Source organism: Vibrio caribbeanicus ATCC BAA-2122, from assembly GCF_000165125.1.
GTDB lineage: Bacteria > Pseudomonadota > Gammaproteobacteria > Enterobacterales > Vibrionaceae > Vibrio > Vibrio caribbeanicus.
On the sequence record NZ_AEIU01000059.1, the window covers coordinates 154,692 to 179,842 of the forward strand.

Genomic DNA, 25,151 nt, shown 5'->3' on the forward strand with positions numbered 1-25,151 from the left:
GATGTTCACGAGGGATCAAAAACAAAAAAGGAGCCTCTCGGCTCCTTTTTTTATAAGCGATAAATTACTCGCCTTTAGCTGCTTTGAATGCGTCAGCCATAGCGTTACCAAATGAAGCATCATCTGCTTTATTTAGAGTCGCCATCGCTTCTTGCTCTTCAGCTTCATCTTTCGCTTTAACAGAAAGGTTAATCACGCGGTTCTTACGGTCAACGCCTGTGAACTTAGCTTCGATGCTGTCACCAACTGTTAGGATTAGAGAAGCATCTTCTACGCGGTCGCGAGAAACTTCTGAAGCACGGATGTAGCCTTCAACGCCTTCTTCAAGCTCGATTGTCGCACCCTTAGCGTCTACTGCAGTTACAGTACCGTTTACAAGTACGCCTTTCTTCTTCTCTGATACGTAAGCGTTGAATGGGTCATTTTCCATTTGCTTAACGCCAAGAGAGATACGCTCACGTTCTGCATCAACAGCAAGTACAACAGCTGAAATCTCGTCACCTTTTTTGTACTCACGAACAGCTTCTTCACCTGTAACATTCCAAGAAATGTCAGATAGGTGAACTAGACCATCGATGCCGCCTTCAAGACCGATGAAGATACCAAAGTCAGTGATTGACTTGATCTTACCAGTTACTTTGTCGCCTTTAGCTTGCGCTTCAGCGAAAGACTGCCATGGGTTAGCTTTACACTGTTTTAGACCAAGAGAAATACGACGACGCTCTTCGTCGATTTCAAGAACCATAACCTCAACTTCGTCGCCAACATTAACAACTTTAGATGGGTGGATGTTCTTATTAGTCCAATCCATTTCAGAAACGTGTACTAGGCCTTCAACGCCCTCTTCGATCTCAACGAAGCAGCCGTAGTCTGTAAGGTTAGTAACACGACCAGAAAGTTTGTGACCTTCTGGGTAACGCTTAGCAATTGCTACCCACGGATCTTCGCCAAGCTGCTTAAGGCCTAGTGAAACACGAGTGCGCTCACGGTCAAACTTAAGAACTTTAACTTGGATCTCATCACCAACGTTTACGATTTCTGATGGGTGCTTAACGCGTTTCCAAGCCATATCAGTGATATGTAGAAGACCATCAACACCACCTAGGTCAACGAATGCACCGTAGTCAGTTAGGTTCTTAACGATACCTTTAACTTCAGCACCTTCTTGTAGTGTTTCAAGAAGCTCATCACGCTCAACGCTGTTCTCAGACTCGATAACAGCACGACGAGAAACAACAACGTTGTTACGCTTCTGGTCTAGCTTGATTACTTTGAACTCTAGCTCTTTGTTTTCTAGGTGAGCAGTGTCACGGATAGGACGTACGTCAACAAGAGAACCAGGAAGGAAGGCACGAATACCGTTTAACTCAACAGTGAAACCACCCTTAACTTTACCGTTGATGATACCAACAACAGTTTCAGCTTCTTCACAAGCTTTCTCAAGTACGATCCATGCTTCGTGACGCTTCGCTTTCTCACGAGAAAGTTGAGTCTCACCGAAACCATCTTCTACAGCGTCTAACGCTACGTCTACTTCAGAACCAACTTCAACTTCAAGATCGCCAGAAGCATTCTTGAACTGTTCAGCAGGAATAGCAGATTCAGATTTAAGACCTGCATCTACAAGAACGAAGCCGTTCTCGATAGCAACTACAGTACCTTTAACAATTGTACCTTGTTGGAATTCGGTCTCACTTAGAAACTCTTCAAAGAGTTGAGCAAAAGATTCAGTCATTATTTAATCTTCAATAAATTAAACGTCCACGGGTATCCTACCTCATGGGGTTATTAAATTCGCCGGTCATCATCCTTGCAACCAACGCTCTCACTTGACAGCCTAAGCTATCAACTTAGATTCGATATATTGTAGTGCCTTTTCTACTACTTCGTCGATACTTAACGAGGTAGAATCGATCAAAAGCGCGTCGGACGCGGGACGCAAGGGTGCAACCGCTCGATTACGATCTCTGTAATCACGCTCTTGAATTTCGGTCAAAAGGTCATCAAAGTTAACATTTAAGCCTTTATTTTGCAACTGTTTGAGCCGACGTTCTGCTCTCTCGTGTGCGCTTGCATCTAAAAAAATCTTTACACTTGCTTGTGGAAATACAACGGTCCCCATATCTCGACCATCTGCGACCAAACCTTTGCCAGATGCAAAAGCTCTCTGACGACGCAATAGTGCTTCTCTTACTCTCGGGAGAGCCGCAACTTGGGAAGCAGCCATACCTGTCTCTTCTTTGCGTAAATCATGAGAAACATCTTCCCCTTCAAGAATGACTTTAACCAGCTCACCTTCAGCAATAAACTGGACATCTAGGTGATTTGCTAAAGGTACGAGTGCATCTTCAGATTCTAGTTTGACACCATGATGCATAGCAGCAAGGGCAAGCACACGGTAAATAGCACCAGAATCAAGCAAATTATAACCAAGCTTTGTAGCAAGTAGCATGCATAGCGTACCTTTACCTGCTCCACTCGGTCCATCAACGGTTACTACTGGTGTATGAGAAGACATTTTTTACTCCACGTTAGTGTTTGGCCGTACGTATATAGTGGCATTCAATTTTGGCGTGAAATTATAGAGATAAATAGAGCTAGGTTCCATATAGCAACCATTAAATATTTTCAAAAAGAGCGCTTAGAGCGCTCACTACATATTAAAGCCTTATACGACCGCTATTTTTAGCCAATATCGCTGGGCCAATTCCTTGAACAAAAAGTAATGAGTCAGGCTGCTCAAACAAACCGTTCGAGTCTCGGTACTCAACGATAGCCTGCGCTTTCTTTAACCCAACGCCCAAAAGCAAGTCAGCCAACTCCTCAGCACCCGCTTTATTTATGTTTACTGTAATTTCAATATTTTCGTATTTGGGATCAACTTCTGGCGAATCTGCCATACCCAGAGAACTAAAAATAAGAAAGAGAAACGTTATAAAGTATCTAGTCATAGTAGTATCCTATAAAGTAATTTTTCTATATCCAAGTAACTTCGAAATACTTGGATATATCAGGATATAGGTAGGCTAGGATACGAAAAGTACTCTCTACGCAAAAAAAGACGGACTGTAAGTACAGTCCGTAATAATTAATATATCAGTTTCAATTGCGCCACTACTGTGTCACTACATAATATTGAATATCTGTTTCATTACGTAGGATTTTAATCAAACCAGTAAAGTCTTGTTGCGCATTGGTCCGAGTCAGTTGAGCCTTTATTTGCTCTTCGTACTGCTTGTTCGGCTTAGACACTACCTGAGTCAAACCAACAATCAAAAAGTCTCCATTTAAGTCTCTCAATTGAGTGTACTCGATCTTCCCATCTGTGGGCTTAGTCATAGCGAATACAACGTTCGCAATGGGCGAGCTTCTATCTAAAGACTCAGCTTCACCAAACTGCAAACCGTATTTTTTGAGCAAGTCTTCTTTGCCTGATTTCAACTCTTCTACTATCGAAATCGCGAGCTTTTCAGCAGATTCTTTTGCTTTTACTTCAGTCGCAGCTTCAACCACATCATCACGCACTTCACTAAGTGGTAACAACTTTTCTGGACGAGTGTCATTAATACGAACAACTAAGACATGTTCCGGCGCAATCTCGATAACTTCAGAATTTAAGCCGTCCTCTTTAACTTCAGGGTTAGCGAGTGCTTGCAATACTGGAGCTGATTTAAGCAAATCCGGTGCATTAGCATCCGAGATGAAGTCTGTTGTTTGGATATTAGCCTTTATTGCTTCAGCTGCAGCATCCAGAGAATCTGGTGATTCATACGCCTGAGTTTCTAATTGAGCTTGCAAAGCATAGAATTCGTCTGCTGCTTTTTGATCTTTCAACTCTTGTTTAATTGCTTTTTCAACCGTCTCATAAGATTCAGTTTCTGGCGCTTTAAGCTCGTCTAGCTTGATAATGTGGTAACCAAATTCTGATTTAACCAGACCCGTCGTTTCACCCGGCTGTTTGAGTGCAAAAGCCGCCTTTTCAAATTCCGGGTCCATAACATCGCGTTCTATCCAGCCTAAAGAACCGCCTTCTTCGGCACTGCCTACGTCCTCTGAGTCTTCTTTGGCTAACGTGGCAAAATCAGCACCTGCGTTCAACTTGTCGAGAACTTTTTGCGCTTTTTCTTTGTTGTCACCTTGAATCAATATATGACTTACTCGACGCTGTTCCTCTGACGTATACTTATCGATATTGTCCTGGTAATACGCCTTCGCATCATTATCACTGACAACGATATTATTCTTTAATTTCTCGGCAGAAAGCTCAATATAGGCGACTTTCATTTGCTCTGGACGAGTATACTGTGAAGTATGTTGCTGATAGTAATCATTGATTTCTTCGTCAGACAATTTCACTTTTTTGGCAAAATCGCTCAACGATAACGTAATCTTCTTTACGTCTCGAGTTTGACTGATTAGCTTGCTCTGTGATTCAACTTCTCCAGCAAGAGAGAAATCGGTACCCTCAATGGCATTTCTAAGTTGTTCACGTAATATGTTCTTTCTGAGATCTTCAGAGAATGTATGAGCGGTAAAGCCAGCTCTTCTTAGTGTTGCTTGATAAACATCCTCATCGAATTTTCCTTCAACCTGAAACTGAGGGAATTCGAAGATTTGTTGACGAACTTGGGCATCACTGACTCGCAAGCCTAAAGATTCAGCATGACGTTCTATTAGCTTATCATCGATCATGCGGTCTAGAACTGATTTACGGAAAGTGTTGACGTAATTTTGATCGGCCAAAAGGTTTGAGAAATAATCACCAAGTTGAGCTTGCATCTGATTCCGCTGATTTTGATACTCACGCTCAAAATCACCTCGACTTATCTCATCATTTCCAACTTTGGCTGCTGAGCTACTTGCACCAGAACCAATGTATCCGCTTACACCCGTAAAAACGAAACTTAGAATGATCACCCCAAGGATAACCTTCACAGCTACACCACTGGCGCCTTCGCGCATTCGTTCCATCATACTTACACTACTCTCCGCTTGTATACCTTGCCGTATTTACACTAACACAGGCATGGCACATAAAATTAAAAATGGTTTGGCGCGATAATACCAGAAAAACAAATGCGCATCAGTAAGATGCGCATATTTTAAAAAGGTTCGAAAAATCTGCCTAGATTCTAGCTCAAATTAATTGCAAGAATCTTTAAGAGCCTTACCAGCCTTGAACGACGGTACTTTTGCCTCTGCAATTTGAATTTCTTCGCCAGTTTTTGGATTACGGCCTGTACGCGCAGCGCGTGTTCTTACACTGAACGTGCCAAAACCAACCAAAGCTACCTGATCTCCAGACTGGAGTGTATCACCCACTGCATCAATAAATGCATCAAGTGCTCTTCCAGCAGAAGCTTTTGAAAGATCTGCGCTCTCTGCGATTTTTTCTACTAATTGCGTTTTATTCACTGTGATTCCCCTTTATGCCACCAAATATTTTTGTTGTAGGTAGCTTTACGTTCCATTTATTCCACACTAGCTACAAACCCTTGTCTTGTAAGGCATGAGGCTATAGTTGGTAACGTTAGCTCCCAAAAAAAACGCTGACAAGAGTTTTTGCGCTAATCAACGTAATCTTTTACTTATTTTTGCTACACATCACTATTTTACTGCAGCAAACTCGACACCAGACGGCTCTTTTTCTAGGGCAACCCTAAGTACTTCATCAATCCACTGAACCGGAATTACTTTTAAATCAGCAATTACATTATCAGGAATTTCCTCAAGATCACGCTCATTGTCTTTGGGAATGAGAACCGTTTTAATACCACCACGGTGGGCAGCTAGAAGTTTCTCTTTAAGACCTCCGATAGGTAGAACTTCGCCTCTCAGCGTGATCTCACCTGTCATCGCAACCTCTGCTTTGACTGGATTCCCCGTTAAACTAGAAACAAGCGCCGTACACATCGCGATACCCGCGCTCGGACCATCTTTTGGCGTAGCCCCTTCCGGAACATGAACGTGGATGTCTCGTTTTTCATAAAAGTCAGAATTAATCCCCAACTTATCAGCACGAGAACGAACAACTGTCATCGCCGCCTGTATTGATTCCTGCATCACATCGCCTAACGACCCAGTCTGAGTTAGCTTACCTTTACCCGGCATAGACTCTGTTTCTATAGTGAGTAGATCCCCACCAACTTCTGTCCATGCTAACCCTGTCACTTGCCCTAGACGATTGCTATCATCTGCCTTACCGAAATCATGACGCTGGACACCTAAATATTCTTTCAGATTTTCCATGTTCACTGTAACTTTCTTTAAGTCTTTGTCTAAAAGAATATTTTTTACAGCTTTACGACAAATTTTTGAGATCTCACGCTCGAGATTTCGGACACCAGCTTCTCGAGTGTAATAGCGAATAATGCCAATAATTGCAGAATCATCTATGTCGATTTCATTAACTTTAAGACCATTTCGTTTGATCTGCTTTTCAACAAGATGTCGCTTAGCAATATTCAGTTTTTCATCTTCTGTGTAACCCGATAGACGAATAACTTCCATACGATCAAGTAGTGGGCCTGGGATATTCATCGAGTTCGACGTCGCGACGAACATAACATCAGACAAGTCGTAATCAACTTCCAAATAGTGGTCGTTGAATGCGTTATTTTGCTCTGGATCAAGGACCTCCAGCAAAGCTGATGAAGGATCACCACGCATGTCCGATGACATTTTATCGATTTCATCAAGCAAGAAGAGTGGATTTTTAACTCCGACTTTAGACATCTTCTGAATCAGCTTGCCTGGCATTGAACCTATGTAAGTTCGACGATGACCACGAATCTCTGCCTCATCACGTACGCCACCAAGAGCCATACGCGTATACTGGCGACCCGTCGCTGCGGCGATAGAGCGCCCTAAAGAAGTCTTACCCACACCAGGGGGACCCACTAAACAAAGGATCGGACCTTTCAACTTGTTGATGCGATTTTGAACCGCTAAATATTCAAGAATACGCTCTTTAACACGCTCTAAACCGTAGTGGTCCTCATTAAGAACCTCCTCCGCCTTAGCCAGATTCTTTTTCACTTTAGAACGTTTGTTCCAAGGAACACCGAGCATCCAGTCAATGTATCCACGTACTACTGTTGCTTCAGCTGACATAGGAGACATCATCTTGAGTTTCTGTAACTCTTGCTCCGTCTTTTCACGTGCTTCTTGAGGCATTTTAGCATCATCAATCTTCTGCTTTAGCACCTCAAATTCATCAACACCATCTTCACTTTCGCCAAGCTCTTTCTGAATCGCTTTCATCTGCTCGTTCAGATAGTATTCTCTTTGCGATTTTTCCATCTGCTTTTTCACGCGAGTACGAATGCGTTTTTCAACTTGAAGTAAGTCGATTTCTGATTCCATTTGCCCCATCAAAAATTCGAGGCGTTCGCTTACATCCAAAATCTCTAGGACATTTTGTTTTTCTGCAAGTTTAAGTGGCATGTGTGCGGCTATGGTATCCGCTAACCTTGCAGCTTCGTCAATTCCATTTAGAGAAGTAAGCACCTCTGGGGGAATTTTTTTATTAAGCTTAATGAAACCTTCAAATTGATTAATCGCACTGCGAACAATCACTTCTTGCTCACGCTCATCCAGCTCCTTGGTTGTTAAGTACTCCGCATCTGCGTAAAAGTACTCACTTTCAATAAAGCGATGAATTTTTGCACGTTGTTGTCCTTCAACTAACACTTTTACCGTGCCATCTGGCAACTTAAGTAGTTGAAGAATGGTCGCGACCGTACCAACTTCAAACATATCCGCTTCTGCTGGCTCATCGGTATCCGCCTTTTTTTGAGCGACCAATAAGACTTGCTTATTGTCGTCCATTGCCGCTTCTAAGCATGCAATCGACTTCTCGCGACCAACGAATAATGGGATTACCATGTGCGGGTAAACGACTACATCTCTCAGAGGTAGTACTGGGATCTCGATACGTTCGGAACGTTCCAAGTTCATATTCTTCTCTCTTCCGCTTTGTCCTATTCGAAATATATGGGGGCTAATTCATTGGATTCAATGAAAGAATAAAAAAAAGGGAGTAATTGAATACTCCCTTCTTATCTACGTCACTTTTTGTGAATTAGATTATGACTCAGCACCCGCTGCTTGGTTGTCAGAATTGCTGTAAATCATTAGAGGAGCAGACTCTCCCTTGATAACAGAATCATCAATGACAACTTTGCTAACGTCTTCCATTGAAGGTAACTCATACATTGTTTCCAATAATACACCTTCAAGGATAGAGCGTAAGCCTCGTGCACCCGTTTTACGATCCATCGCTTTTTTCGCTATCGCTCTGAGTGCGTCTTCGCGAAACTCAAGTTCTGTATCTTCTAATTCAAACAGTGCAGCATATTGCTTAGTTAATGCATTTTTGGGTTCACAAAGAATTTGAATTAACGCTTCTTCATCAAGCTCAGTTAACGTAGTAGTAACTGGAAGACGACCAATAAATTCAGGAATTAAGCCGTATTTAACGAGATCTTCAGGTTCAACTTTTGTGAAAAGTTCACCCACAGTTTTCGTCTCGTCCTTAGAACGAACCTCTGCACCAAACCCGATCCCAGTTCCTGTCGCCACTCGTTGTTCAATAACCTTGTCCAAGCCAGCAAATGCACCACCACAAATAAATAAGATTTTCGAGGTATCGACCTGAAGAAATTCTTGTTGAGGATGCTTGCGCCCACCTTGAGGCGGGACAGATGCCACCGTACCTTCAATTAACTTGAGTAGGGCTTGTTGAACACCTTCACCAGATACATCACGTGTTATAGAGGGATTTTCTGCTTTACGAGATATTTTGTCTATTTCATCGATATAGACAATGCCCCGCTCTGCTTTCGCAACATCATAATCGCATTTTTGTAGTAACTTTTGAATGATGTTTTCAACATCTTCACCTACATAGCCCGCTTCTGTAAGAGTGGTTGCATCAGCCATAGTAAATGGCACATCCAAGAAGCGTGCTAATGTTTCAGCTAATAATGTCTTACCGCTACCGGTAGGCCCGATGAGTAGAATATTACTCTTGCCTAATTCAACACCATCACTCGTAGTGTCGCCATTACGTAAACGCTTATAGTGGTTATAAACGGCTACTGCAAGCACTTTTTTCGCGTAATCTTGACCAATTACATAATCGTCCAGATGCTCCCGAATCTCTCTAGGCACAGGAAGTGCTTCGGACTGCTTTTTCGGTAGTGCATCTTTGATTTCTTCACGAATAATGTCGTTGCATAAATCAACGCATTCATCGCAAATGTATACTGATGGTCCAGCGATTAGCTTGCGAACTTCGTGCTGGCTCTTACCACAGAAAGAACAGTAAAGAAGCTTACTACTACTGCTCTCTTTGCTTTTGTCTGTCATTCGCTAACCTCTTAGCCTTTACTCTCATGACCTGAGTGTATATCAATATATGCCAATGTGGCTAGTTATTCACTACGGTGAGTCAACATTGAATCAACTAACCCATATTCAACGGCTTGATCTGCTGACATAAAGTTGTCACGATCAGTATCGCGTTCAATAACATCAAGTGGCTGCCCTGTGTGCTCAGCTAACAAGGTGTTCAGCTTTTTCTTGATAGTTAGAATTTCTTGAGCATGAATCTGGATATCTGAAGCCTGGCCTTGAAAACCACCTAATGGCTGGTGAATCATAACTCGTGAGTTTGGCAGAACATAACGCTTACCAGGAGCGCCGCCAGCTAATAAGAATGCTCCCATAGAGCATGCTTGTCCCATACACACCGTGCTGACGTTAGGCTTAATAAACTGCATCGTGTCATAAATAGACATGCCCGCTGTCACGCTTCCACCTGGTGAATTAATGTATAAGAAGATATCTTTGTCAGGATTCTCAGACTCAAGGAAAAGCAATTGTGCCACGACAAGATTTGCCATGTGGTCTTCTACTTGACCAGTTAAAAAAATCACTCGTTCTTTTAATAGACGAGAGTAGATATCATAAGAACGTTCACCACGAGAAGTTTGTTCAACCACCATGGGGACAAGTGCATCTAAAATTGGAGACATTGCATTTTTTTCTTGGTAGCTCATATTCTTAAGTCCCTAAAAAATTAATGGTCCGAATGAAAAGTATCACACGGACCATTGTTAGCAGAATAGTTAACCCGTAGTCAACCAAATAAGCACATTATTGCCTATTAAGCTGCTGGCTGTTGGTTCATTAGCTCATTGAAGCTCACTTCTTTTTCAGAAACTTGAGCTTTAGAGATAATGGCATCGATAGCTTGCTCTTCTAACGCAACATTGCGCATGTTGTTCATCATTTGCTCGTTTTGCTCGTAGTAAGCAATAACTTCAGATGGATCTTCGTAAGCGGTCGCCATCTCTTGGATGAGAGATTTCACTTTGTCGTCGTCTGCTTTTAGCTCTTCAGACTTGATTACTTCACCAAGAAGAAGACCTACAACAACGCGTCGCTTCGCTTGTTCTTCAAATAATTCACGTGGTAGCTGTTCAGCAGCTTCTGGGTTACCACCGAAACGTTGCGCCGCTTGCTGACGAAGAGTACCGATTTCCTGATCGATCAGAGAAGCAGGAACTTCGATATCATTTTCTTTCACCAAACCGTCGATAGCTTGTTCTTTGATGCGGTTTTTAACTGCTTGCTTAAGCTCACGTTCCATATTTTTACGAACTTCAGCTTTGAGAGCATCAACACCACCTTCCGAAACACCAAACTTCGCAATGAAGTCATCATTCACTTCTGGCAATTCACGCGCTTCGACTTTATTTACTGTGATCGAGAACTTAGCAGCTTTACCTTTCAAGTTCTCAGCGTGGTAGTCTTCTGGGAAAGTCACGTCGATTTCGAATTCTTCACCTGCTTTCTTACCAGAAATACCATCCTCGAAGCCCGGGATCATACGACCAGCACCCATTTCTAGTGGGAAGTTCTCTGCTTTCCCGCCCTCAAACTCTTCTCCATCGATAGAACCGATAAAGTCGATAGTTGCGCGTTTGCCGTCTTCAGCCACTTCGTCAACTTCAGCCCAGTTTGCTTGCTGTTTACGTAATGTCTCGATCATCTCTTCAACATCAGCATCTTGAACTTCTGTCGCTGGCTTTTCAACAGTGATATTCTCTAGACCTTTGAGTGCAACTTCTGGGTATACTTCAAACGTTGCGTTAAATACGAGATCTTCGCCTTCTTTGTTCTCTACTGGAGCAAAGGTAGGCGCACCTGCTGGGTTGATCTTTTCCTTTACAATCGCCTCAATAAAGTGACGCTGCATGACTTCACCCATTACGTCTTGACGTACTGCTTTACCGTACATTTTAGCAACCATCTTCAATGGCACTTTACCCTTACGGAAGCCATCAAAACGACGGTTCTTTGCAATATTGCGTAATTCAGCTGTCACTGCATCTTCGATGTTTGCAGCAGGAACAGTAATGTTTAGACGGCGCTCTAGACCCTCTAGCGTTTCAACAGTAACTTGCATTCTTTAATAACCTCAAAACTGGCTCAAAAAGTGAGCTGATGCGTCAACTTCCAAAATTTAGGAAAGACTCATCGAATTCATGCTTACAATAAGCACTCTTAACGTAAACGAGTATCAACAACAGTTAAACAAGACTGTTGTCGTGCTAATCAATGATATCTTTTTATAAGATGCACTCACATCTTCAAAAAGGTACCTTCGATTAGCCTCAGATTGTAGACTCAAACGACGCATTCTAACGACCAGATTTACCTCTGTCGAGCCGAACCCTAAGATCTCTCAGGGAATCACCTAAAAACTCATTCAACTGCTAAAAAAAACACCAACTAAGGCGCATTTGTATATCAAATTGGGGACACTAATGTGTTTTTCAAGAGAAACTAGTGTTTTTTTTATTTAAGTCTTAAAAAGAGATCTAAGTCCTATTTTAAGTTAACTTATACCCATTACCACTCAATACATTGCGTAAAAAAACGATTAACCTATAGCATCTTAAGGTTAGTGATAAAGGCCTGACATGTTTACCTTTCGACGTACCAAATTTCTTCTACTTACCCTTTATTTCCTTACCATTTTCTTAGGGGCAAATTGGATGTGGGCAACCATTGAAGGTGACCACCGTGCTATGCACCGCCAACATCTAGATAGGTTTGCCGAATTTATCTCAAGTAAGCTCGATAAATATGCCCATTTACCCCAACTCCTTGCCAAGTCCTCAGAGGTTTTGGCTGCACTTAAAGCCCCTAACAACACTGCACAGCTTGACGTAACAAATCGTTTCTTGGAAAGAGTAAACGACACGATAAAAGGAGCGGGGGTATATATACTCAATAAAAATGGTAATACGATTGCATCAAGCAATTGGAATTTATCTCATTCTTTTATCGGTCACAATTACACTTGGAGGCCCTATTTTTCAGAAGCTATTTTAGGGCAGCCTAGTCAATATTTTGCTTTGGGCTCTAGCTCTAAACGACGCGGTTATTACTTTTCACATCCAATTTATTTTGCGGGTGATATCGTCGGCGTCATTGTAGTAAAAATGCACCTGTCGGCAATAGAAGAGAGCTGGAAAGACAAAGTGAATACTTTTGTGGCGACGGATAAACACAATGTCATATTTATGTCTAGCAACGAAAAATGGCTATTTAAAAGCCTAATCACTTTATCAGCATCAAAACGTCAAAATATTCTCAATAGCAGACAGTACCTTGACTCTCCTATCCGCTCACTCGATTTGTCAGGGGACCTATCTGTCAATGAGAGCGAATTGAAAAAAATCAAACAACCAAACCTAAACAATGATTATATCGTGTCATCTCAAGTCTTAGACAAGCATCAATTAACCCTACGAGTACTCACAAAAAAATACATCTTCTCTTCCCCACGTTGAGTTTTGTTATAGTGGTCACTCTAGTCTTTGTTATCGCTTTCCTATGTTTACAGTTGATTTCTCAACGACATTTCAAAAAACGACAATTTGAACAAATACAATCAGAGGCAAAACAGAAGCTAGAGTTTCTAGTTATGGAAAGGACAGCAAAGCTCCAAGCGGAAATAACAGAACGAAATAGAACAGAATCCAGACTGAAACAAACTCAAGATGAGTTAATCCAAGCGGGTAAATTAGCTGTTATTGGACAAATTTCGGCGAGTATCAGCCATGAACTGAACAATCCATTAACAGCAATTCGAAGTTTTTCCGATAATGCTGTCCGATTTCTAGAGCGTGAAAAGTACCAATGCGTCAATGATAATTTGATTCGTATATCTGAATTAACGAAGCGCATGGCTGCCATCAGTAACCAACTAAGAAGCTTCGCCAAGAAAAGTGATAGTCGCGAGCTTCATCTAGTCGACGTCAAACCTCTTATTTTGTCTGCACGAGAATTACTCATACCGCAGCTTAGAAATCATCAAATTGAATTACATTGTGATATTCAAAGCTCATTACCTAAGGTGGAGTTGAATCCAATTCAGTTTGAACAAGTCCTTATAAACCTTGTTACCAATGCAATACAGGCTATCGAGTCACAAGAAAAGCGACAAATCATTATCTCGACGCATACCGATAATGAAGCACTATCAATATATGTCGATGACAACGGGCCTGGGCTTAAAGAAAACAACAGCCAAGCATTATTTGAACCTTTTTTTACTACTAAAGATAATGGCTTAGGCCTTGGCTTATCTATCTCTAGGCAGATTATCCAATCAATGGGTGGAACGTTAAAAGCGGCGAGTTCGCTACTTGGTGGTGCCCAATTTATTGTTAACATACCTATCAAAAAAACAACTTAGGACATGCTCCCTATGTATGATGTTATTTTCATTGATGATGAAAGCGATATTCGCATCGCCATTGAACAAAGCTTTGCGCTTGAGAATATTTCAGCAGCTTTCTTTGCGACAGCAGAAGAAGCCCTACTAGCAATACAAAATAGTGGCCTACCTAAGGTAATCATTACCGATGTCTGCTTACCTGGACTATCAGGTGAAAATGTCTTAACCAGCATACTAAAAAAAGACGCTAATGTTCCAATCATCCTTATCACGGCACATGGCGACATTTCTATGGCAGTGAAGGCACTACAGAATGGCGCCTATGACTTTATTGAAAAACCTTTTTCGACCGATAGGCTCATAGACACTACAAAAAGAGCAATCGAAAAGAGACAACTGACCTTAGAAAATCTCGCACTAAAGAGAGACTTAAAGACAAGTCAAACGTTGGGACCAAGAATTATTGGAAATACAGCGCCAATACAACAACTTCGTGAACAAATCGCCCAAGTAGGAGACACTGATGCCGATATTCTAATTTTCGGTGAAACAGGAACCGGTAAAGAGCTTGTCGCCCGCTCTATTCATGAACAAAGTGCTCGCCGTGATAACCAGTTTGTTGCCATAAACTGTGGCGCCGTTCCAGAGCACCTTATTGAAAGTGAACTTTACGGCCATGAAAAAGGTGCGTTTACTGGTGCAGATTCGCTGCGTATAGGCAAATTCGAGCACGCTGATGGGGGGACGCTCTTCCTTGATGAAATTGAGTCAATGCCACTTCACGCTCAAATCAGACTTTTGCGGGTATTGCAAGAGCGCGTCATTGAGAGAGTGGGTTCGAATAGATTACTCCCCATTAATATTCGCATTATCGCCGCAACAAAAGTGGACTTAAGAAAAGCGGCAGATAAACGTCAATTTAGAGAAGACCTTTACTATCGACTCAATGTGGTTACATTGAATCTCCCTGCATTAAGGAACCGAAAGGAGGATATTACTACCCTTTTCCATCACTTTACCCTTGTTGCTGCTGATCGCTATAAGCGTTCTGCCCCTGTACTCTCTCAATCACTAATAAAACAACTCATGAGTCATGATTGGCCCGGCAATGTTCGTGAACTGCGTAACGCTGCAGAGCGCCTCGTACTTCTTGGACAGCTCTCCAATATCAGTGAGCCCAATGCAGAAATGGATGGTGAGTCTTTAAGTTTAGCGAATCAAGTTGCGGAGTTCGAAAAAAGTATTATCAGTCAGGCGCTTGATCATTGTGGTGGGAGCATCAATAAAACGATGGTACACCTGCAACTTGCCCGAAAAACACTCTACGACAAAATGCAAAAATACCAACTCGATAAAAGTCATTATAAAAGTGACTAGTGCCAACAGTAAATACGATAAGGGCCTGTTATAAACAGGCCCGCTATTTTTTATTTGGTGATAATTTCAGGTCCCATCAGCATCGTTGGTAACCAAGTCGATACCCAAGGGACATAGGTAACAATGATGAGGAATAAAAACATCACACCAACCCAAGGCAGTGCCGCTTTTACTACCTGCATCATAGACATTTTGGCCACGCCTGCTGTTACGAATAAATTTAGCCCAACGGGTGGAGTGATCATACCAATTTCCATATTGACGACCATCATGATTCCTAAGTGGATAGGATCAATACCGAGTGCAATTGCGATTGGAAATACCAATGGAGCAACAATGATCAACAGACCAGAAGGCTCCATAAATTGCCCTCCAATGAGCAATAGTACATTAACAACAATAAGAAATGTAATTGGACCGAGCCCAGCAGAAAGCATCGACTCAGTGATCATTTGAGGGATACGTTCTTCAGTCAAAACATGCTTTAAAATCAGCGCATTAGCGATGATAAAAAGCAGCATGATAGTAAGCTTTCCGGCCTCATACAAAGTACGCTTGGTATCTTCATGCACAAATGCTTGAATCACTTTGAAGACAGCAGGTTTTGTGTTGTTCTTATCCGAAAACGGCCCCATATCTTTATAGATGAAGTTCGCAATCAAAAATGAGTAGACAGCGGCTACTGCTGCAGCTTCAGTTGGAGTAAAAATTCCACCATAAATTCCCCCGAGAATAATCACGACAAGTAGCAAGCCCCAGCTTGCGTCTTTCGCCGATGAAAAGACCTCTGTCCATCCAACAAAGGGCTGTTTAGGTAAGTTTTTTACTCGAGCTGCAATATAAATTGCGATCATCAACATGACACCGGCCAACAAGCCTGGAATGACACCTCCAAGGAACATTCGTCCGACGGAGACATCCGTTGCAGCAGCATAAACGACCATTACGATAGACGGAGGAATCAGAATCCCTAATGTACCAGCATTGCATATTACGCCAGCAGCAAACTCTTTCGAGTAACCATTTTTAATCATACCTGCAATAACAATACTACCTATGGCAACAACTGTAGCAGGCGAAGATCCGGATAACGCAGCGAACATCATACATGCAACAACCGATGCCATAGCAAGACCACCGCGGAACCAGCCCACCATAGCGATAGCAAAACGTATGATTCTTTTTGCCACTCCACCTGTTGACATAAAGCTGGAAGCGAGAATAAAAAATGGAATCGCCAATAGTGTGTAATGGCCAGCGAATGCATTAAAGAGTGTTTGGGCAACAGATGCTAAAGATGCATCAGAGTGTATGAGAAGAAAAAGAATACTTGAAAGCCCCAAGGATACGGCAATAGGAACACCGATCAACATAAAGCCAACAACCATTGCGAATAAAAATAAGATCTCCATCGCCTACTCTCCCTTATCTCTATTCATTTTGGGCTCCAATGCTTCTGACGCCTGTTTAAGTTCCTCTTTCATGGCCTCAATTTCTTCTTCTACCTCATGACCAGCAATAAGTCTGTCTAACTTTCCTGTTAGGATTTGCCATGTCACTTGTAAAAATCGCCATGTTAAAAGCGCCATGCCTAAAGGCAAAGCCATATAAGGAATAAACCTTGGCAGTTTTTCATAACGTTCCCCTTCATTGAGAACATCAGCAAGAAATTGCAACATTTCAGGCATAGGAATATCGTCTGTTTCATACCAAGCTCTTTCTGTTACGAAAGGAAACCAGTAGTTCCAAGAACCAACGAGAAGAAGAGTTGAAAAGGCCAAACAGCACACGGCTGCAAGTAATGCGTAGGCTTTTCTTAGCTTTTCTGGCGCCATATTAATGATGACGTCAACGCCAATATGAAAATGTTTCTTAACACCGTATGACGCACCGACCAAGACCATCCAAGCGAATAAAAACACGGTCAGCTCTAAAGCCCAGAGAATATTATCGTTAAATACATAACGACAGATAACATTTGCGAAAGTCAGCAAAGTCATGGCTCCGAGAAAAAAAGCAATGAGCGTTTCTTCAATCTTATCGGTAACTTTACCCACTTTGTCGAATAGTGGTTGTTTCATAAATAGTTCACTTTAATACAAGAAAAATCCCCCCTCATGTATCCATGAGGGGTTTCACGACATTTGTGTTATTTATTAGATGCGAGCGCGGCTTGAATCAAATCAGAACCGATGTCTTTTTCAAACTTTTTCCAAACCGGTTGTAGTGCTTCAACCCAAGCCTGACGTTGCTCTGAAGTGAGTGTTCTGACTACACCACCAGCTTCGATAATATTATTTTTGTTGGCAAGGTTTACTCTCGATGATTCAGCATTACGAGTTGCAGAAACCTCTTGAATGATTGTATTAAGTTGTTCACGCTGATCTTTGGGAAGACTTTTCCAAAAGTCATTAGAGGTGACTACCAAATAGTCTAAAATGCCGTGGTTAGTTTCTGTGATGCCATCCTGAACCTCAAAGAACTTCTTCCCGTAGATATTGGACCAAGTATTTTCTTGACCATCGATAACTTTAGTTTGTAACCCACCATAAACTTCTTTGAACGACATTTTCTGTGGATTTGCATCTAATTGTTCAAATTGTGCTACCAGTACATCTGAAGCCTGGACTCTAAACTTAAGCCCTTTTGCATCATTGGGAGAAATAAGAGGTTTGTTCGCTGACATCTGCTTCATGCCATTGTGCCAAAATGCTAGGCCCTGCAGACCACGACGCTTCATAGCATTCTTTAAGCTTTCACCAGCTTCTGAGCTCTGAAAACGGTCGACAGCTTCGACATCTTCAAATAAAAATGGCAGGTCAAAAATACGATATTTTTTGGTGAACTTTTCAAATTTAGAGAGAGAAGGAGCAGCAAGCTGAACGTCTCCATTCAATAGCGCCTCTAGTACCTTATTGTCATCATACAAGGTTGAGTTTGGAAAGACTTGCATACACAACTTGCCGTTCATTTCTTCGTTGACACGTTTTTCAAGCAACGAAGCAGCAATCCCTTTTGGATGTTTGTCCGTGTTAGTTACGTGGCTAAACTTGACAACCGTCTCACCGGGATCGCAGTTGGCGAATGCACTAGTGCTCATTGCAGCAAGTAAAGAAACGGAAATTAAAGTCAATGGTCTAGTCATTAGGATTCTCCTTTTGAATGTAGCAGCCCTATCAATGGGATGTAATATTCATTGGAGCAATAACTAAGCCAACTTTTAAATTAGTTTTAACTCAATCACTTAAATGCATTAAAAGACAAATTCTTGTTTGAGACACAGAGAGATGGGTGGGTTTCCACCCATTGTTTTTATCAATATGGGTGAATTGCCACTCAAGTAGTTAAGATAGAGTAAGATATATCGAAGCGTTGGTTTCCTTGATTGAAGAGTAATAGAAAGACACATTTCAATGGGTCTGAAAACCTCTTAGCTTTGTAGTTTTAACGTGAACCTTAAGAAATAAGAATCATCGAATTCGACCGTATAATCAAAAATTGAAGATGCATAAATTGCTCTCAATAGAGCATGCTTTTCTCCATTTGTGCCTCTAAATAACATTGATACTGATTTGACTAGCTCATTTCGGTTATTGAAATGTGCATTCAGATCACTAGCTAAAACACACAACAAACAGCTATTTGAGTTATGTTCCAAGTCCACTTTTTCCGGACTTGAAACAAGAACAGTTGTATTTAGCTCTTTTTCTAAAATATTAATCAGTAATAAGAAGCTATCCAGATTAGGTAGCTCATCTCCTTCATTGCAAATAGCTAACTCGTTTAACAGTAGCTCAATATCAAGGCGACTCGCTCGTGCTTGAGAAACAAGGGTACGTATTTTCTTTTTGAGAGGTTTATACTTTTTGCTTGAAACCGCTCTGTTTAACCAAGCAGACAGGATATCGTTTTTTTCAGCACAACTTTTACGGCTTAGTAACTTGACTGAATGAGCGGAAAAAAGATGCAGTAATGCATGCAAGGCCAGCTCATTAAGTAGTGGTTCGAATTCAGATTTTATTTTTGTATGGATACTGCGCATGGGCTTACAAGAGTACGCTAATCGAGTGCTGCTCTATTTAGTTAATGTGGCTAAAAGACGGATATGCTATCCAAAACTATCCCCTATGTACAGTGTCTTACATCACGTATTATCACACTTCCACCAGACTTCAGGTACCAATCTTTAGAACAAATAATGTAACCAAGATTCAAGGTAACTAGAGAATAAATATATTTGTTACGCTAAATCTTAATGAGCCTTCTATAATTAGGTCTATGCATTAGCCCGTTCTTCGATTTGTTGCGTTCACATAGGACACGCACGTAGTACAGAGGGTATTGCGCCCAAATTAGATATTAGGTTGTCCATAGTTATGAAAAATTTATCAATCGGTAGGAAAATTGCACTCTGCTTTTCAGTCATCGCTCTAATTAATTTGGGCTTTGCCCTGTTTCTGCTCAAAGAATTGTCCAGCATTCAGGCCGAGCTCCTCAACTATACTGATGACACACTACCTGCGGTAGAAAGCGTTGATGGCATAAGAGATAAGATGTCATATTGGCGTCGTACGCAATTCGCTGTGTTTGCGATGAGTGATCACAACAAAATTGTGTCAAAAATAAAAGTGAATGAGAAGATAAGAGAAGAGATAGGCACCGCATTGAATGCGTATGGTAAAACTGTTTGGCCTGGGGAAGAAACCGAGATTTATAATCGCTTGATCAGTAAGTGGCAAAAATACCTTGCAACTATGGATGCCTTCAATCAGGCTATGACCGACGACAACAAAACCAAAGCCTACCCCATTCTCACCCAATCACTCGCTAATTTTGAAAGCATTGAATCAGACATGAATGCACTTGTGGGTATTTTAAAAGGGGCAATGGAAAGTAATAAAAATCAGATCCTCAAATCCATACATGACCTAGATTATACAACCATTATCAGCAACGTCGTAATGCTCATTATTATGATCGCCATCGTTGTCTCCCTTACACGTATGATTTGCCGCCCACTAGCAAGGGTTGTACAACAGGCAAATGCCATTGCTGATGGTGACTTATCAAAAGAACTTGTCCGAAAAGATATCGGTAATGATGAACTGGGTGACCTCGCCGACTCTACCATCCAAATGCAATCTAACCTAAAACAATTGATTGACCAAAGTAAAGAAGTCGTCAAACAGCTTGGTGAAGCCGTTGAGCAAATGACGCATATCGCTGAAACGTCCTCTGCAGACATGCAAAAGCAACAGAGCCAGATTAGCGAAGTGGCAACTGCAATGACGCTGATGAAATCTTCAGTCGCGGATGTTGCTAAAAATACCGATGATTCGGCAGAACAAGCCAATCAGGCAAACCAGAGAACACAAGAAGGTGCTCGTGACAACCAAGCCATGGTCACATCAATTCAGAACGTTGCGCAGGTCATTGGTGACGCGGGCGACACAGTCTCTGAATTAGAGCAACAATCTAGCCAAATTAATGTTGTCGTTGACGTGATTCGTGATATCGCGGAGCAAACTAACCTGCTCGCTCTGAATGCAGCCATAGAAGCGGCAAGGGCTGGGGAATCTGGCCGCGGTTTTGCCGTGGTAGCAGATGAAGTAAGAACACTCGCCGGGCGAACTCAAGACTCGACCAGCGAAATTACGACCATCATCGAAAAGCTTCAATCTTTCTCAGCGAAAGCGAAAGAAGCAACAGAAAACTCCCGAACCAGTATCGATAAATGCGCAGAGCAAGGCCATCACTCTCAAGAGCTTATGGTGTCAATAGAGCAGGCTATTGCAAACATCGCCGATATGGGGATTCAAATCGCCAGTGCTTGCGGTGAACAAGATTCTGTCGCTGATGAGCTGAGCAGAAACATTGAAGAAATACAGGTAGCCTCGCAAGATGTCGCGAAGGGCTCTGAACAAACAGTCAAATCATGTAGGGAGTTAGCTAACCTATCATCCTCTCTTCATGAATCGATGTCGCGCTTTAAGCTCCATTAAAGGTTGTCCATAGATGCGCGTTGTTATTTTTTAATGTCTTGAGAGGTATTATGAAATTTCAAATCACATTTCTATCACTGACTATAGCGACAGTGTTGAGCAGTGCACCCGCCATAAGTGCCCCTGTATCAATAGAATATAACCCCTCAGAATCTCGCCAAGCACTTATATCGAATTCATGGCTTGAAGTAAACCTGAGTCAGTTCAGAGCCAACATCGAACAGTTCGAAACTCATCTTGCACAAGGAACTCGAATTTGTGCAGTGATGAAGGCAGATGCTTACGGTAATGGTATCTATGGCTTAATGCCGATTATTATCGAGAAAAAGATACCTTGTATTGCAATAGCAAGTAATAGTGAAGCGAAAGCAGTAAGAGAGGCAGGGTTTAAAGGTGAGTTGATTAGGGTAAGATCTGCCAACCTCAAAGAAGTAAAAGAGGGTCTTGGCCTTAATATAGAAGAGCTGGTCGGTACCGTTGATCAAATTAAAGAATTTGAGGAGTTGTCTAGAGAGCAAGCGACTCCAATCAAAATCCATCTCGCACTTAATGATGGGGGAATGGGGCGTAATGGTTTAGATATGACCACAGATGAAGGACAAGCGCATGCGGTCAGAATAATAGAAAGCCCTAACATCGAAATTGTGGGAATTATGACGCACTTCCCTAATTATGACGCTGATGAAGTCAAGCAGAAGCTCGCAAGCTTTAAAACAAATACTCAATGGATTTTTGACAATACAACGTTAGAGCGCAAGGACGTAATTTTACACGTTGCAAACTCCTATGCCTCAGTGAATGTTCCAGAATCACAACTTGATATGGTTAGACCCGGTGGCGTTTTGTACGGTGATTTGCCCACCAACCCAGAATACCCATCGATCGTTTCATTCAAAACACGAATAGCTTCTCTCCATAATCTGCCTGCAAACAGTACTGTTGGCTACGATAGCACTTATACGACAGAGAAAAAAAGCGTATTAGCCAACCTCCCTGTCGGTTACTCTGACGGTTATCCAAGAAAGATGGGTAATAGAGCGCAGGTTTTGGTTAATGGGCAGCGCGCGAAGGTCGTCGGTGTCACTTCAATGAATACGACAATGGTGGATGTGTCAAACGTCAAGGGCGTGTTACCGGGTCAAGAAGTCACCTTATTTGGACAACAAAAGCAAGAAGCGATATCCATTGGTGAAATGGAGGAACATGCCGATGTCATTTTCCCAGAACTTTATACTGTTTGGGGAAATGCGAACCCACGTTATTACGTCGAATAGCGTCTCATTTTTTAGGAAAAATTCGCTAGAGAAACGAATAGGCCCCAGTGTATTGCACTGGGGCCTTATAATAATGGCACGCCCTGTAGGATTCGAACCTACGACCACATCCTTAGAAGGGACGTGCTCTATCCAGCTGAGCTAAGGGCGCGCTACAGGAAAGAATTATACGAATTCACCGCCTGAACACAAGAGGTTTTATTAACATTATGATCTGACTGACCAAAAAAAGGACAAAGACGCCAAATCTGTTTAAAATAACCGCAAGGCAAACGTTTGCTTATAGAAGTTAATTAAAGAATCTGCGAGAATAGAAGTCAAACGTCTACTCTTTTCATTTATTTCCTAAGGAAAACCATGACTGCTCAAAATATCGATGGCACCTTAATTTCACAAACTGTCCGCTCAGAAGTGGCAGCTCGCGTGAAGGCTCGAGTTGATAATGGCCTGCGCGCCCCAGGCCTTGCAGTTGTCCTCGTGGGGGACGATCCTGCCTCACAAGTCTATGTGGGGAGCAAACGCAGAGCATGTGAGGAAGTTGGATTCATATCTAAATCTTTTGACCTTCCGCATACGACAACAGAAAAAGAGCTACTGTCGCTGATCACCGAACTCAATAACGACGATGAGATAGATGGTATCTTAGTACAGCTACCGCTACCCGCTGGTATTGACGCTACACACATACTTGAACATATTGATACCGAGAAAGATGTTGATGGCTTCCACCCCTATAATGTTGGCCGTTTAGCTCAACGTATTCCTAAACTCAGATCATGCACACCAAAAGGAATCATCACCTTACTTGAAAGGTATAATATCGAGCTGCGCAGCAAGCATGCGGTTATTGTTGGTGCTTCCAATATTGTTGGCCGGCCAATGAGCTTAGAATTACTGTTGGCAGGTTGCACAACAACCACCTGTCATCGCTTTACCAAAGATCTTGAAAGTCATGTTCGCCAGGCAGACATCGTTGTCGTTGCCGTAGGAAAACCTAATTTTATTCCTGGTCAATGGATAAAAGATGGTGCTGTCGTGATTGATGTTGGCATCAATCGACTTGAATCAGGGAAACTCATCGGTGATGTGGATTATGAAAATGCCAAAGAACGTGCAAGTTTTATTACTCCGGTTCCTGGAGGCGTTGGCCCTATGACTGTCGCAAGTTTAATCGAAAATACCATGCTCGCTTGCGAGCAATTCCATACCAAAAAATAAAAAAAGGCTCCGCAAGGAGCCTGATATCAAAACCTAAGTAATTGTTTTTGATTGCTTTAATAAAAACGCCGACCCAATAATGTCCACAAAAAATGCTTGCCGAATGGGTGAGCGTTTGTTGTATTAATTTCTAATCTGATTATTAGTTAGGTGTTGAGCGGTAGTGCTCAGGTACTTTAGTTCCATCTTTCTTCTTGTAAGCTGGAACGTGAACCTTCTTTTTTCCGCCTTTAGTTTTTGCCATAGCATTACTCTCTATTGATTAAAAGTTAATTATGATACTGGTTACTTAATGAACCAGAAAAACCATTATACGCAACAAGGTTAATATTTAAATAGTTGTACATAAAATCGTCGCAACTACCGCCTATGTGCGCTAAAGCATATTAACAAAACATTTAGGCTCATTTTATTTCGTAACCTTACGAAATAAAAAACCCGCTTTCGCGGGCTTGTTTAACTCTCATTTTCTAACCTGGTCACTCTCGAATCTATGTTTTCCATCATAAACCTGAGCCACTTGATATCGGTTTTTAGTACAGCCCCTACTCCAACGCCTGAACATAGCGAGCTGATAGCAAAAACAAGCAGTGATTGATACTCAGCCATAAGTACCCCCAAATTTACGTTGTAGCCAGCATTCGACGGCCATTCTTGCCATACGTCTAAATCCGAATGTATCGATGTAGATTAGACCGAGCGCATACCAGTAATATTCTGGGACACTTTCCAGTGCCTCAAAACCCTCTGTGACGATATACGCCCACTCAGGTATAAACGATAGACCTAACGGTAAAGTCGTTAGAATCAGGAGATATTCATCTTTCCAGCCACGATTTTTCAAGCTGATTTCATCCAGTTGCGTTGCGGATTTATCGCCCGATTCAATGCGCTTGATTTGCGCGGTGACTTTCGCCAGTTCTAGCTGTTCACTGCGTTCTTGCGCTTTGTTTTTGGCTTCCTGCTTTCGTTTGAAATAGCCAATGCCCTCAGTAAAAAGGGAGGTAATCAGTGTAATCATAACCATCCTTGTTGTTTAAGGAATTTGACGGTGTAGGCTGCGAGCACAGTCCCCACCACAGTAAGTGCAACCTTTTTTGTGTCTTGTTTGGTCATGCCATTTCTACCCCTTTGCGCGCCATTTTCAGCGTGTAATATGGGCCCACTTCCATGCGTGACATAGAATGCAGCACAGTTGCCAGTTGCGCAGAGTCGGTCACATCCACAACTTGGTTTTCACCAATACCCGACCACTTACTGACATTACGCACATAGCCTGACGTGTCATTCTCATGACTTGGCGCAAAGCGATTTATCATCTGACTCAATGTTACAAAGCCTTGGCGGTGATAACTTCTCAGCACTTTCGCACCTGCTCGAAAGCCATGCGCAGGGTTATTAAAAATCACAAAGCGACCATCTGAGCCGCGTTGACCTTTCCAATCATTTGCAGGACTGAACTCTATGTTTGTCGGGTTGTTGTTTCGCACACCGCGTGGTAAGTCTTTTTTAGATGTCATA

The 25,151-nt window shown here is 42.1% G+C and carries 20 protein-coding genes, 1 tRNA gene and 1 pseudogene; 5 read left to right on the top strand and 17 right to left on the bottom strand.

Annotation, left to right across the window (positions count from 1 at the left end; all coding sequences use genetic code 11):
- Positions 1–64: 64 nt before the first annotated feature.
- The 9 genes from rpsA to tig form a co-directional block, all read right to left on the bottom strand.
- Positions 65–1,735: a 30S ribosomal protein S1 gene (gene rpsA, locus RH40_RS06385; RefSeq protein ID WP_009600603.1), complete on the bottom strand. Its 1,671-nt coding sequence runs from the start codon at positions 1,733–1,735 to the stop codon at positions 65–67.
- 102 nt (positions 1,736–1,837) lie between these two features.
- Positions 1,838–2,518 carry a (d)CMP kinase gene (gene cmk, locus RH40_RS06390; protein ID WP_009600604.1) on the bottom strand — a complete coding sequence of 227 codons (681 nt, stop codon included), beginning with the start codon at positions 2,516–2,518 and terminating at the stop codon, positions 1,838–1,840.
- Between the two features lie 142 nt (positions 2,519–2,660).
- On the bottom strand, positions 2,661–2,951 hold the full coding sequence (locus RH40_RS06395) for a ComEA family DNA-binding protein (protein WP_009600605.1): 291 nt from the start codon (positions 2,949–2,951) through the stop codon (positions 2,661–2,663).
- Between the two features lie 163 nt (positions 2,952–3,114).
- Positions 3,115–4,974, bottom strand: coding sequence for a peptidylprolyl isomerase (gene ppiD / locus RH40_RS06400; protein ID WP_009600606.1), 1,860 nt, complete (start codon positions 4,972–4,974; stop codon positions 3,115–3,117).
- Positions 4,975–5,142: 168 nt separating this feature from the next.
- Positions 5,143–5,415, bottom strand: coding sequence for a non-specific DNA-binding protein Hbs (gene hbs / locus RH40_RS06405; RefSeq protein ID WP_009600607.1), 273 nt, complete (start codon positions 5,413–5,415; stop codon positions 5,143–5,145).
- Positions 5,416–5,607: 192 nt separating this feature from the next.
- A complete protein-coding gene (gene lon, locus RH40_RS06410; RefSeq protein ID WP_009600608.1) occupies positions 5,608–7,959 on the bottom strand; it encodes an endopeptidase La in 2,352 nt (783 codons plus the stop codon).
- 129 nt (positions 7,960–8,088) lie between these two features.
- On the bottom strand, positions 8,089–9,372 hold the full coding sequence (gene clpX / locus RH40_RS06415; protein WP_009600609.1) for an ATP-dependent protease ATP-binding subunit ClpX: 1,284 nt from the start codon (positions 9,370–9,372) through the stop codon (positions 8,089–8,091).
- Positions 9,373–9,437: 65 nt separating this feature from the next.
- On the bottom strand, positions 9,438–10,064 hold the full coding sequence (gene clpP, locus RH40_RS06420) for an ATP-dependent Clp endopeptidase proteolytic subunit ClpP (protein ID WP_009600610.1): 627 nt from the start codon (positions 10,062–10,064) through the stop codon (positions 9,438–9,440).
- A gap of 107 nt (positions 10,065–10,171) precedes the next feature.
- Complete coding sequence (gene tig / locus RH40_RS06425) at positions 10,172–11,476, bottom strand: trigger factor (RefSeq protein WP_009600611.1); 1,305 nt, start codon at positions 11,474–11,476, stop codon at positions 10,172–10,174.
- Positions 11,477–11,993: 517 nt separating this feature from the next.
- Between tig and RH40_RS21285 the strand changes: the two are divergent.
- Together RH40_RS21285 and RH40_RS06435 are read left to right on the top strand one after the other, a co-directional pair.
- Positions 11,994–13,777, top strand: a pseudogene (locus RH40_RS21285) (sensor histidine kinase).
- Positions 13,778–13,789: 12 nt separating this feature from the next.
- A complete protein-coding gene (locus RH40_RS06435; protein WP_009600612.1) occupies positions 13,790–15,136 on the top strand; it encodes a sigma-54-dependent transcriptional regulator in 1,347 nt (448 codons plus the stop codon).
- Positions 15,137–15,186: 50 nt separating this feature from the next.
- Here the strand turns inward: RH40_RS06435 and RH40_RS06440 are convergent, their stop codons facing one another.
- The 4 genes from RH40_RS06440 to RH40_RS06455 form a co-directional block, all read right to left on the bottom strand.
- Complete coding sequence (locus tag RH40_RS06440; RefSeq protein WP_009600613.1) at positions 15,187–16,548, bottom strand: TRAP transporter large permease; 1,362 nt, start codon at positions 16,546–16,548, stop codon at positions 15,187–15,189.
- 3 nt (positions 16,549–16,551) lie between these two features.
- Positions 16,552–17,217 (bottom strand): TRAP transporter small permease, encoded by a 666-nt coding sequence (locus tag RH40_RS06445; protein WP_009600614.1) that lies wholly within the window; start codon positions 17,215–17,217, stop codon positions 16,552–16,554.
- Between the two features lie 68 nt (positions 17,218–17,285).
- Positions 17,286–18,281: a TRAP transporter substrate-binding protein gene (locus RH40_RS06450; protein ID WP_009600615.1), complete on the bottom strand. Its 996-nt coding sequence runs from the start codon at positions 18,279–18,281 to the stop codon at positions 17,286–17,288.
- A 285-nt stretch (positions 18,282–18,566) separates the two neighbouring features.
- A complete protein-coding gene (locus RH40_RS06455; protein ID WP_009600617.1) occupies positions 18,567–19,178 on the bottom strand; it encodes a DUF2913 family protein in 612 nt (203 codons plus the stop codon).
- Between the two features lie 328 nt (positions 19,179–19,506).
- On the opposite strand from RH40_RS06455, the gene RH40_RS06460 reads away from it, so the two are divergent.
- Both RH40_RS06460 and alr read left to right on the top strand, forming a co-directional pair.
- Positions 19,507–21,138 (top strand): methyl-accepting chemotaxis protein, encoded by a 1,632-nt coding sequence (locus RH40_RS06460; RefSeq protein WP_039954376.1) that lies wholly within the window; start codon positions 19,507–19,509, stop codon positions 21,136–21,138.
- Between the two features lie 50 nt (positions 21,139–21,188).
- On the top strand, positions 21,189–22,412 hold the full coding sequence (gene alr / locus RH40_RS06465; RefSeq protein ID WP_009600619.1) for an alanine racemase: 1,224 nt from the start codon (positions 21,189–21,191) through the stop codon (positions 22,410–22,412).
- A 74-nt stretch (positions 22,413–22,486) separates the two neighbouring features.
- Here alr and RH40_RS06470 read toward each other — a convergent pair.
- Positions 22,487–22,563 (bottom strand) — tRNA-Arg (locus RH40_RS06470).
- Between the two features lie 206 nt (positions 22,564–22,769).
- Between RH40_RS06470 and folD the strand changes: the two genes are divergently transcribed.
- The gene (gene folD / locus RH40_RS06475) at positions 22,770–23,630 is read left to right on the top strand and encodes a bifunctional methylenetetrahydrofolate dehydrogenase/methenyltetrahydrofolate cyclohydrolase FolD (RefSeq protein WP_009600620.1); all 861 of its coding nucleotides are present in this window, start codon (positions 22,770–22,772) and stop codon (positions 23,628–23,630) included.
- Positions 23,631–24,086: 456 nt separating this feature from the next.
- Here the strand turns inward: folD and RH40_RS20880 are convergent, their stop codons facing one another.
- The 3 genes from RH40_RS20880 to RH40_RS06485 form a co-directional block, all read right to left on the bottom strand.
- Complete coding sequence (locus RH40_RS20880) at positions 24,087–24,239, bottom strand: hypothetical protein (protein WP_009600622.1); 153 nt, start codon at positions 24,237–24,239, stop codon at positions 24,087–24,089.
- On the bottom strand, positions 24,232–24,651 hold the full coding sequence (locus RH40_RS06480; RefSeq protein ID WP_009600623.1) for a hypothetical protein: 420 nt from the start codon (positions 24,649–24,651) through the stop codon (positions 24,232–24,234). The genes RH40_RS20880 and RH40_RS06480 overlap by 8 nt, the downstream gene beginning before the upstream one ends.
- 91 nt (positions 24,652–24,742) lie before the next feature.
- Positions 24,743–25,150, bottom strand: a complete 408-nt coding sequence (locus RH40_RS06485; protein ID WP_009600625.1) for a hypothetical protein — start codon at positions 25,148–25,150, stop codon at positions 24,743–24,745.
- Between the last annotated feature and the right edge of the window lies 1 nt (position 25,151).

What these genes read in the sequence shown, in the direction of transcription:
- clpX (WP_009600609.1), bottom strand. Translation starts at nt 9,372, where the DNA reads ATGACAGACAAAAGCAAAGAGAGCAGTAGTAGTAAGCTTCTTTACTGT.
- RH40_RS06445 (WP_009600614.1), bottom strand. Translation starts at nt 17,217, where the DNA reads ATGAAACAACCACTATTCGACAAAGTGGGTAAAGTTACCGATAAGATT.
- RH40_RS06480 (WP_009600623.1), bottom strand. Translation starts at nt 24,651, where the DNA reads ATGATTACACTGATTACCTCCCTTTTTACTGAGGGCATTGGCTATTTC.
- RH40_RS06395 (WP_009600605.1), bottom strand. Translation starts at nt 2,951, where the DNA reads ATGACTAGATACTTTATAACGTTTCTCTTTCTTATTTTTAGTTCTCTG.
- tig (WP_009600611.1), bottom strand. Translation starts at nt 11,476, where the DNA reads ATGCAAGTTACTGTTGAAACGCTAGAGGGTCTAGAGCGCCGTCTAAAC.
- folD (WP_009600620.1), top strand. Translation starts at nt 22,770, where the DNA reads ATGACTGCTCAAAATATCGATGGCACCTTAATTTCACAAACTGTCCGC.
- RH40_RS06485 (WP_009600625.1), bottom strand. Translation starts at nt 25,150, where the DNA reads ATGACATCTAAAAAAGACTTACCACGCGGTGTGCGAAACAACAACCCG.
- RH40_RS20880 (WP_009600622.1), bottom strand. Translation starts at nt 24,239, where the DNA reads ATGGCTGAGTATCAATCACTGCTTGTTTTTGCTATCAGCTCGCTATGT.
- rpsA (WP_009600603.1), bottom strand. Translation starts at nt 1,735, where the DNA reads ATGACTGAATCTTTTGCTCAACTCTTTGAAGAGTTTCTAAGTGAGACC.
- alr (WP_009600619.1), top strand. Translation starts at nt 21,189, where the DNA reads ATGAAATTTCAAATCACATTTCTATCACTGACTATAGCGACAGTGTTG.
- RH40_RS06440 (WP_009600613.1), bottom strand. Translation starts at nt 16,548, where the DNA reads ATGGAGATCTTATTTTTATTCGCAATGGTTGTTGGCTTTATGTTGATC.
- RH40_RS06450 (WP_009600615.1), bottom strand. Translation starts at nt 18,281, where the DNA reads ATGACTAGACCATTGACTTTAATTTCCGTTTCTTTACTTGCTGCAATG.
- lon (WP_009600608.1), bottom strand. Translation starts at nt 7,959, where the DNA reads ATGAACTTGGAACGTTCCGAACGTATCGAGATCCCAGTACTACCTCTG.
- ppiD (WP_009600606.1), bottom strand. Translation starts at nt 4,974, where the DNA reads ATGATGGAACGAATGCGCGAAGGCGCCAGTGGTGTAGCTGTGAAGGTT.
- clpP (WP_009600610.1), bottom strand. Translation starts at nt 10,064, where the DNA reads ATGAGCTACCAAGAAAAAAATGCAATGTCTCCAATTTTAGATGCACTT.
- cmk (WP_009600604.1), bottom strand. Translation starts at nt 2,518, where the DNA reads ATGTCTTCTCATACACCAGTAGTAACCGTTGATGGACCGAGTGGAGCA.
- RH40_RS06455 (WP_009600617.1), bottom strand. Translation starts at nt 19,178, where the DNA reads ATGCGCAGTATCCATACAAAAATAAAATCTGAATTCGAACCACTACTT.
- RH40_RS06435 (WP_009600612.1), top strand. Translation starts at nt 13,790, where the DNA reads ATGTATGATGTTATTTTCATTGATGATGAAAGCGATATTCGCATCGCC.